Origin of the sequence: Paraconexibacter sp. (assembly GCF_041602235.1) — a bacterium.
GTDB lineage: Bacteria > Actinomycetota > Thermoleophilia > Solirubrobacterales > Solirubrobacteraceae > Paraconexibacter.
This window is the reverse complement of record NZ_JBFIGP010000012.1, coordinates 20,488-29,662: the sequence shown is the minus strand read 5'-3', so window position 1 is coordinate 29,662 and position 9,175 is coordinate 20,488. Positions and strand designations below refer to the sequence as shown.

Here is a 9,175-nt window from a genome sequence, read left to right as displayed (position 1 = left end):
CTGCGAGCCGCCGTGACAGCTCTGCGCGCCGGTAGTACAGGGAGCAGTCGTGCTCCCACGTCGCGCCGACCCCGCCGTGGATGAAGATGTTCTCGGGGGCGCTGTAGTCGAGCGCCTCGGTGGACGCGACGCGGGCGGCGGCCGCGGCCAGGACGAACCCGGGCAGGTCCTTCCGGTCCCACGCCTGGCCGGCGGCCACGAGCAGCGACCGGGAGCCCTCGACGTGCCGGAGCATCTCGACGATCTTGTGCTTGATGGCCTGGTAGGAGCCGATCGGCCGGGCGAACGCCACGCGATCCACGGCGTAGTCGCGCGCCATCGTCAGACAGGCGTCGGCGGCGCCGACCGACTCGGCCGCGAGCAGGGCACGCTGCAGCGCGCATCCGATCTCGAGCTGCGCGGCCGAGAGCTCGAGCATCCTCCCGGCGGCCCCGGCGAAGGACACGGTGGCGAGGGCGCGGGTGGCGTCGTAGGCCTCCTGCGGACGCACGCTCATCCCCTCCCCGGCCTCCACGATCGCCGCCATCCTGGTCCCATCTTCGGACTCCCCGACGACCACGAACACGTCGGCGCCGTCGGCGTCCACGACGCTTCGCACCTCACCCGTAATCTCGACCTCGCTCCCCCGGCCCACCAGCGTGAGGGCACGACTGCGTTCACCGAGGCGGGCGTCGACGAGCGCGGCGCGGCGCTGCCCGCTCGCCAGCGCGCGCCGCAGTGCGGTATCGCTGCCCGCCGCCTCCAGCACGGCGGCAGCGGGCAGGTGGCCGAGGAGGTGGGCGTCCGCAAGGACGCGGCCGCAGCACTCGAGCACGAGCAGCGCCTCGTACGCGCCGAGGCCCACGCCGTCGACCTCCTCCCCGCTCAGCAGACCTGTCCAGCCCGCCTCCACGGCGAGATCCCACCGCGACGGCACGGCCTCCCCGTCGAGCGCGGCGCGCGCTTCTTCCCGTGTCGGCAGGCGTGAGAGGGCGTCCTGGGCGGCCTCCTGCAGGAAGGACTGCTCGTCGGTCAGGGCGAGGTACATGGCGAAGGCTCCGGGCTAGGCGGCGGCAGGCGTGGACTGGACGGCGGTCTTCGGGGCGGGGGCCGGAACCCGCGGTTCCGGTGGCAGCCCGAGATGGCGCTCACCGATCAGGTTGCGCAGGATCTCCTCGGTCCCCCCCGCCGAGCGCACGCCCGGGAGGGCCGAGACCTGGAACCCCCACTCGCCGTCGACCAACGCGTGGGAGCCGAGCGCATCCACGGCGAACCGGCAGGCGTCGAGCGACGCGAGCACGCTGGTGATCTTGATGAGCCCGGCGTCAGGACCCGGGACGCGCCCCTCGGCGATCTCCTGCACGACGCGCTCGCTGGTGTGACGCAGCGCCAGGAGCTGGCTCGCGACCTGCCCCAGGCGGATCCGCAGCCCCCGGTCCGAGCGGGCGTCGTCGTCCGAGGCGATGGCGGCGACGAGCCGCTCCAGCCGCACGGCGTGCAACCCGGACCCGACCGCCACCCGTTCGAAGCCGAGCATCGTGAGCGCGACCTTCCACCCCTCACCGGGCGCGCCGACCACCGCGTCGGGCGCCAGCACGAGATCGTCGAGGAAGACCTCGTTGAACTCGGCGTCCCCGGTGATCTGGCGCAGCGGCCGGATCGTGACGCCCTCGGCGTCCATGGGGACCGCGAACATGGTGAGGCCCTTGTGCTTGGCCACCGTCGGATCGGTACGCGCCAGCAGGATCCCCCACGCGGCGTGCTGAGCGAACGAGGTCCAGACCTTCTGTCCGTTCACCAGCCACGTCCCGTCGTCCTGGACCCGCGCCCTGGTCTGGACGTTGGCGAGATCCGACCCGGCGCCGGGCTCGGAGAGCAACTGGCACCAGAACTCCTCGCCACGCAGCAGCGGTGCCAGGTGACGTTCCTGCTGCTCGGGAGACCCGTGGGCCATGATCGTCGGACCGACCATGCCGATCCCGATGAAGTCGAAGGGTCCGGCGATGCCCCGCGCCTCGAGCTCCTGGTCCACGATGACGGCCTGGGCCGGCGTTCCCCCACGTCCTCCCATCTCCTGCGGCCACGTGACACCGACGTAGCCCGCATCGGCAAGCGTCCCTTGCCATGCGCGCAGGCGGGCCACGGCCGCGTCGTCCTGCGGCTCGAGCACGTGGCGCGGCGGCGCGGCGGCGCCGTGCGCGTCCAGCCACGCGCGAAAGCGCTGACGGTAGGCCTCGTCGGATGCGCTCACGTCGGGCGACATGGCTGCATCCTACACACTGTCCGATCAGGCTGTCTGACCCACCTGATCGCGCCGCTCCTCCGCGGCCTCGGCGTCCCGGCCGAGGTGGTGACGCAGGAACGCCACCTGGTGGGCCACCACCAGGTCGTACGCGGAACCACCGGGGTAGACGTCGAAGTGGTCACACGGGTAGTGGCGCACCTCGGCACGGCCCTTGACGGCGGCCTTCATCGATGACGCGGGCGGAACCGTCTGGTCCTCGTCGCCGATCTGGACCAGCAGCGGGCACGTCAGCTTCCCCGCGAAGCGCCCGGGGGCGTACATCCCGACGCGCAGGAAGATCCGGGCCGCGACCTCGTTGCGCCAGGTGGGTCCGGCGATCGACTTCATGGCCTCCAACGCCCCGGGGGCGGTGAGGGCGGCGGGCTCACCGGCCGGCCCCACCGATGGCGCCAGCAGCGGGTCGCGTCCGCGGAGCGCTCCGAGCTGGTCCCGCAGGCCCAGCGCCGTGAGCTTCATGCCGAAGATCGGCCCCTCACGGCCCATGATCGACAGCAACGTGGCGAGGCCGTCGGTGGCGGGGGTGAGCGCGATCACGCCGGCGATGCGCGGGTCCTGCGCCCCCACCTGGATGACGTGTCCCCCGGCGAACGACACGCCCCACAGCACGATCCGCTCGGGATCGACACCCGGCAGGGAACGCGCGTACGAGACCGCGGCCGCGTAGTCCTCGCGCTGGCGCTTCGGCGACAGCACCTGGCGTGGCTGTCCCTCGCTGGCGCCGAAGTGCCGGTAGTCGAACACCAGGACATCGGCGCCCACCGCCGCCATCTCGGCGGCGAACCCCTCCAGACCGCTGTCCCGGGTCGCGCTGAACCCGTGGGCCATGACCACGCAGGGCCGGCCGACCTCCGACGCGAGGTCATCACCCTGGCCGACGTAGTGCCAGGCGGCGCACATGTCCTCCCCGGAGGGGAAGCGGATCTCGTTGCGGGTCATGCGTGTGCTCCGTTGCTCTCGTGGGGACTCAGACACCGACCGGCTCCGCGGCACGACCGGCCAGCACCACCGGACCGTGCGCGCGCACGCGCTCCCGGCCCGCCGGCAGCTCCTTGCGGCGCATCTCGTACTCGTAGACGTGGTAGTCGATCTGCTGCGTGTGTCGCGGCCGGTCCGCGTAGTGGGCGTTGTGACGAGCGTGGTCGGCCTCGATGACGCGCGTCATCTCCTCCGGGGAGGGCGGCCGGTAGGTCCCCGCCAGGTAGCGCGCGAGCAGACGGGCCTGGGCCTCCACGAACGGGAACAGCGTCGGGATCGCCTGGGCGAACCCGACGAACACCAGGTCGTCGAACCGCGGATCGAGCATCCGCTTGTACAGCGGCAGGCGGTTCTCGGGCGCGCTGATGAACTGCTCGTCGAAGAACGGGAAGGTGATGTTGTAGCCCGTCGCGTACACGATCGCGTCGAAGTCCTCGTGGGTCCCGTCGACGAAGTGGACGGTGCTGCCGTCGAGCCGCTCGACGTTGGGCTTGGCGGACGCGTCGCCGGACCCCAGCCGCAACAGCAGCTCGCTCGAGGCCGTCGGATGCGCCTCCAGGAAGTTGTGGTCGGGCCGCGGGAGGCCGAAGTCCTCGGGGTCTCCGGAGATGAGCTTGGGCAGGGCACGTGCCACCCGGCGCTGGATGCTCATGGGCATCCACGGGATCGTGGAGACGACCTTGTCCAGCGGCCGACCGAACACGTACTTGGGGACCACCCAGGCCCCGGAGCGCGTCGACAGCGTCACCTGGTTCCCCCACGCCTTCTGCGACAGCTCGCTGACGATGTCCGCGGCGCTGTTGCCGATCCCCACCACGAGGACCCGCTTGTCCTTCAGGCTCAGCGGCTCCTCCGGAGAGATGTAGTGGTGGCTGTGGATGACCTCGCCGGTGAACTCGCCCGGGAAGTCCGGCATCCGCGGGTCCCAGTGGTGCCCGTTGGCGACCACGAGCACGTCGAACCGCCGGGTCTCGCCGTCCTGGGTGTCGATCTCCCAGCCACCGCCGTCCAGGCGCCGGGCGCGTTCGACGCGGTTCTCGAAGTGGATGCGGTCCTTGAGCGAGAACGTGGCGGCGTACCGCTCGAGGTACTCCTTGATCTCCGAGTGGTGCGGGAAGTCCGGGAACGACTCCGGCATCGGGAAGTCCTTGAACGACAGGAGGTCCTTCGAGGTGTCGATGTGCAGCGAGGCGTACGCGCTCGACTTGCCGTTGGGGTTGCGGAACGCCCAGTTCCCGCCGATGCGGTCCGACCCCTCGAAGCACTCGTACGGGACGCCGTAGTCGCCCAGGTTCTTTCCGGCGGTCAGCCCGCTGATGCCGGCACCGATGATGCAGGTCGTGGGGAGGTCAGGCATGGGTCTCTCTTCCTCGGGAACGCTGGAACGAGCCTAGCGTCACGCGGTGAGGTGTCGGGCTGGTCGCCCGTGGGTAGTCCTGGTTGAGCGCCGCGTCCGCTGCGCCCGCGACCCAGTGCGCCGAGGTCGCGGCTATCGTCCCCCCGAGGCAGCATTGGTGGTCAGCAACGGCGATACGTCCGACGAGAGCCCGGACCGGGTGCGGTTCCGGTTCGAGCTGCCCGCGGAGCCTTCCGGCGTCCCGCTCCTGCGGCACGAGCTCACCCGCTGGGCCCAGGGTCTGGGGATCGAGGACGAGGTCCTCGGCAACGTCCGCCTCGCGGTCACCGAGGCCGTCACGAACGCGGTGATCCACGCCTACGTCGGGCAGCCGGTCGACACCGTCGCGGTCGAGGCACGCCCGGGCCGTGACGAGCTCGTGGTCCGTGTCACCGACCGCGGCCGCGGCCTCGGCCCGCGCGCCGACTCGCCCGGCCTCGGCATGGGCCTGCCGTTGATCGGGCGGCTGTGCACCCACGTCGATCTGAGCCAGGGCCCGGGCGGCCTGGGCAGCGAGGTGCGGATGACGTTCGCGGCGGCCGGGCTCACCGGTCCGGCGAGCGGCGAGGGCTCCGACACGCTCGAGGACATCTTCGCCGCCCTTGCCCGCGCCGGCGCGAGCGACGCGTTCGGCGGCGACGACATCGGCGTGCTCGCCGAGCTGCTCGTGCCCCGTCTGGCCGACCTCTGCTCGGTGACCCTGCTCGACGAGACCGGGGCGGGACGGCGCGTCGGCGCGCGCGTGGCGCACCCCGACGGGAGCATCGACCCGGAGGGCTCGGCGTGGGCGCTGCGGTTCCCGCTGACCCCGAACGCCCCCTCGGCGATCGCCGCCTCCACGGGCATCACGCAGACCACCCGGATCACCGACGCGTGGCGGCGAGAGGTCTGCCCGGACGAGACCTGGGCCGACGAGCTCGCCGCCCTGGACCTGACGTGGTGGGCCGCGATCCCCCTGATGACCGGAGCGACCCCCGTCGGCGCCGTCACGATCGCCGGACGCGACAGGGACATGGACGGTGCGGTCGACGCCGTGAGCCGCGTGGCCGAGCACGCGGCCGGTCTGGTCGCGTCGGCGCGCCTCGTCGACGATCTGCGCCGGACCCGCCGCAGGCTGGAGCGGATCCTCGGCGCCCTCACCGAGGCGGTTACCGTCTCCGCCCCCGAGGGACGGCTCGTCTACGCGAACGAGGCCGCCGTCAGGCTCCTCGGCGCGGCGGACGTGGACGAGCTGCTCAACGAGACACCCGCGGCACTCGCGAAGCGGTTCCGCATCACCGACGAGCACGGCCGGCCCGTCGAGTTCGGCGCGCTCCCGTCGAGGCGCGTGCTCAGCGGGAACCCGTCGGAGCCGATGCTGACCCGCAGCGTGCACATCGCGACCGGGCGGGCGTACTGGCTGCGGACCTCGGCGACCCTGCTCGACGACGACGGTCCCCTCGCGGTGACCGTGATCCAGGACGTCACCGCCCAGACCGAGGGCGAGCACCGCAACCGCTTCCTCGCGGATCTCGGCGAGGCGCTCGGCAGCACCCTCGAGCTCGACGAGATGCTGCGTCGTCTCGCCGTCCTGACCGTCCCGACCCTCGCCGACTGGTGCGTCATCGACCTGGTCACCGAAGGTGGCCCCGTTCACCGTGTCGCCCTGCACCACTCCGACAGCGAGCTGGTCCGCCGCGGGGCGGAGCTCAACCAGCGCCACCCGCCGGACTTGACGCGGGGAGAGGGGATCGCCAAGGTCGTGCGCGAGAACGTTCCCGTGCACGCCGAGGTGATCACCGACGAGATGCTGCAAGAGGGCGCATACGACGAGGAGCACCTCGAGGCGCTCCGCGCGTTCGGGCTGCGGTCGGCGGCGCTGCTGCCGATGCTCGCCCGGGGCCGCACGCTCGGCGTCCTGACGCTCCTCACCGCCGAGTCCGGGCGCACGCTGACCGAGGCCGACGTCGCCTTCGCGGGCGATGTCGCGCGGCGCGTGGCGATGGCCGTGGACAACGCGCGTCTCTTCGCCGCCCGCGACCGGTGATCCCGTCGCCACTCGGGCAGCACCGGGGCCGTCGCGGGCTCCTGGTGACGGTCGGGGTCGGCATCGTCGTGCTCGCGCTCCTGTACGGAGCGCTTCCGCAGGTGCCCGAGCTGCGGGAGACCCTGGAGCGGTTCGGCGACGGGAGCCGGTGGTGGCTGCTCGCCGCCCTGGGCTTCGAGCTGGCGTCGTTCGGGGGCTACGTGCTCTCGTTCCACGCCACGTTCGCCGGTGCGGGGTCGCGGATCACCTGGCGGGCCGCGGGGGAGCTGACGCTGGCCGGCGTGGTCGCCTCTCGCGTCCTCGCGGCGGGCGGGGCCGGGGGCATCGCGCTCACCGCGTGGGCGCTGCGGCGGTCGGGGCTGAGCGTCCGCGAGGTCCGCGCGCGCCTCGCGGGCTTCCTCGTCCTGCTCTACGCGGTCTACATGGTCGGACTGGCGCTCGCGGCGACCGGCCTGCGGATCGGCCTGTTCCCCGGACCGGCGCCGTTCGGCGTGACCGTCATCCCGGGGGCCTTCGCGGTCGGGGTGATCCTGCTGGCCGTCGTGCTCGCGCTCGTCCCACCCGATCTCGACAGCCGGGTCGGCGCGCCCGAGCAGCAGACGCGACGCTCCCGGGCCGACCGGGCCCGCCGCGGCCTCGCGACCGTGCCGGCGACCGTGAGCGCCGGGGTCCGGGAGGCGTTCGGGCTGCTGCGGGCCCGGCATCCGGCGATCCTGGGGGGCGTCGTGCTGTGGTGGGCGGCCGACATCGCCGTCCTCTGGGCGTGCTTCCACGCCTTCGACGTGGCCCCGCCCGCGACCGCGGTGCTGGTCGTCGCGTACTTCACCGGCATGCTCGGCAACCTGATCCCGCTGCCCGGCGGCGTCGGCGGCGTCGAGGGCGGGATGGTCGGCGTGCTCCTCGCGTTCGGGGTCGCGACCGGCCCGGCGGTGCTCGCGGTGCTCGCCTACCGGCTGTACGCGTTCTGGCTGCCGATCATCCCCGGCAGCGTCGCGTACTTCCAGCTCGTGCGCCGGGTCCGGATCTGGGGCGACGGCGAGGCCGGCTCCGCCGCCGCAGGGGGGTCCGCTACAGGCTCGTGATCCTCAGCCCCACGGTCCGCTCGACGCGCCATCCGGTCGCCCCCGGGGCACGCGTCTGAAGGCTCACGCGGTACCGACCGGCGGGCAGTGCGGAGCACCTCGAGCACGGTCGCGCATGGACGCGCACGGAGCTGCGCCGCCCGGCCCGCAGGCGTCGGGGGGCGGTGAACACGGTGCGGTGCCGTCGGGTGCCGACGGCCACGAGACGCAGTCGCAGGTGACCGTCCGTCGCCGCGTGCACGCGCAGGACGGCTCGTAGCGGCCGGCCGCATCGCCCCTGGCACCGGGACGAACGGCGGATCGTGGCGTCGCGCAGGCGCGAGGACACGAGGACGCGGGCGCCGCTTGCCGGACGGGCACAGGTTCCGGTGATCGCGCAACGCACCGGCGGCTCCTCGGCCACGTCGGGACCGGCGGACGTGGCCTGCGTCAACAGCGTCGGGGCGATGAGCGCGAGCTTGACCGGATCGATCCCGAGGAAGACCTGCTCCGCGCAGACGGTGCGGTCGATCCGGTCGGGGTCCGCCGTGCCCGGATGGTCGAGCGCGTCGATGACCAGCGCGTGCATCACCGCGTCACCGGCCATGAAGATGTGGTCCTCCGCGTGTCGGCGCCCGGGGCACACGTCCTGGATCTGGATGCTGCGCCCGCCCGGCAGCTCGTTGGCGCGCGGCTGCGGCGTGACGACCTCGTCGGCCAGGGTGGCCAGCGCGCTGAACGACGGCCCCGGCGGCAGCGGGTGCTCGGTCAGGGCGGCGAGGAGCCGGGACCCGGTGGCGAACTGCCAGAACGGCGGGCTGCAGCCGTCCGCGCAGTTGTCGCGGATCTCCTGTGATCCGTTGAGGTAGACCCCGGCGATACCGACCACGTCGTCGACGAGCGGGGCGAGGTCGGGCCAGACCCGCAGCGCGAAGACCGGCAGCGTCGCGCCCTGGCTGTGACCGAGGGTCGACACGGGACGCCCACCCGACAGGCGCGACATCTCACGGATGGCGAACACGACGTACTCCACCGATCGCTGGGTGTCGACGCGGGCACGATCCGGCAACTGCACCGTGCAGACACCGTGCTTGCGGTTCCGCAGATCGTGCTGGTAGCCCCAGGACCAGTTCTCCTCGGCGGTCACGCTCGTCCCGTGCACCAGGAGGACTGGTGGACGGGGAGCCGTCGCGAGATCCGCCGAGCAGCTCAGCGCGTCGCGCAGCAGCGCCTGCGGCTCCTCGAGCGACGGGCTCGACGCCCCCGCCGTGGCCGGGATCGCGGCACCCGCCAGGACGGCGAGCAGCGGCAGCAGGACCCTGTTCCTGGAACGCATGGCGCCCACTGTGCCGCAAAGCGGCCCGAGGCGCGCCGTGACCGGACCGCGGGGAGCTCCGGGACCAGCGGGCCGGCGTGCTGCCGGTCAGCGCGCG

7 protein-coding genes are annotated in these 9,175 nt (G+C 72.9%); 2 read left to right on the top strand and 5 right to left on the bottom strand.

The window, feature by feature from the left end; genetic code table 11:
- The 4 genes from ABYE80_RS02015 to ABYE80_RS02000 all read right to left on the bottom strand — a co-directional run.
- The coding region (locus ABYE80_RS02015; protein WP_372788266.1) for an acyl-CoA dehydrogenase family protein at window positions 1-1,027 on the bottom strand (1,027 nt) is incomplete at its 3' end.
- Window positions 1,028-1,042: 15 nt separating this feature from the next.
- Entirely contained in the window at window positions 1,043-2,242 is a 1,200-nt protein-coding gene (locus ABYE80_RS02010; RefSeq protein WP_372788264.1) for an acyl-CoA dehydrogenase family protein, read from the bottom strand.
- A gap of 24 nt (window positions 2,243-2,266) precedes the next feature.
- A complete protein-coding gene (locus ABYE80_RS02005; protein WP_372788263.1) occupies window positions 2,267-3,220 on the bottom strand; it encodes an alpha/beta hydrolase in 954 nt (317 codons plus the stop codon).
- A 28-nt stretch (window positions 3,221-3,248) separates the two neighbouring features.
- On the bottom strand, window positions 3,249-4,616 hold the full coding sequence (locus ABYE80_RS02000; RefSeq protein WP_372788261.1) for a flavin-containing monooxygenase: 1,368 nt from the start codon (window positions 4,614-4,616) through the stop codon (window positions 3,249-3,251).
- A 157-nt stretch (window positions 4,617-4,773) separates the two neighbouring features.
- Between ABYE80_RS02000 and ABYE80_RS01995 the strand changes: the two genes are divergently transcribed.
- Window positions 4,774-6,681 (top strand): ATP-binding protein, encoded by a 1,908-nt coding sequence (locus tag ABYE80_RS01995; RefSeq protein WP_372788259.1) that lies wholly within the window; start codon window positions 4,774-4,776, stop codon window positions 6,679-6,681.
- The gene (locus tag ABYE80_RS01990) at window positions 6,678-7,763 is read left to right on the top strand and encodes a YbhN family protein (protein WP_372788257.1); all 1,086 of its coding nucleotides are present in this window, start codon (window positions 6,678-6,680) and stop codon (window positions 7,761-7,763) included. The genes ABYE80_RS01995 and ABYE80_RS01990 overlap by 4 nt, the downstream gene beginning before the upstream one ends.
- Here ABYE80_RS01990 and ABYE80_RS01985 read toward each other — a convergent pair.
- Entirely contained in the window at window positions 7,750-9,078 is a 1,329-nt protein-coding gene (locus ABYE80_RS01985) for an esterase/lipase family protein (protein ID WP_372788255.1), read from the bottom strand. The genes ABYE80_RS01990 and ABYE80_RS01985 overlap by 14 nt on opposite strands.
- Between the last annotated feature and the right edge of the window lie 97 nt (window positions 9,079-9,175).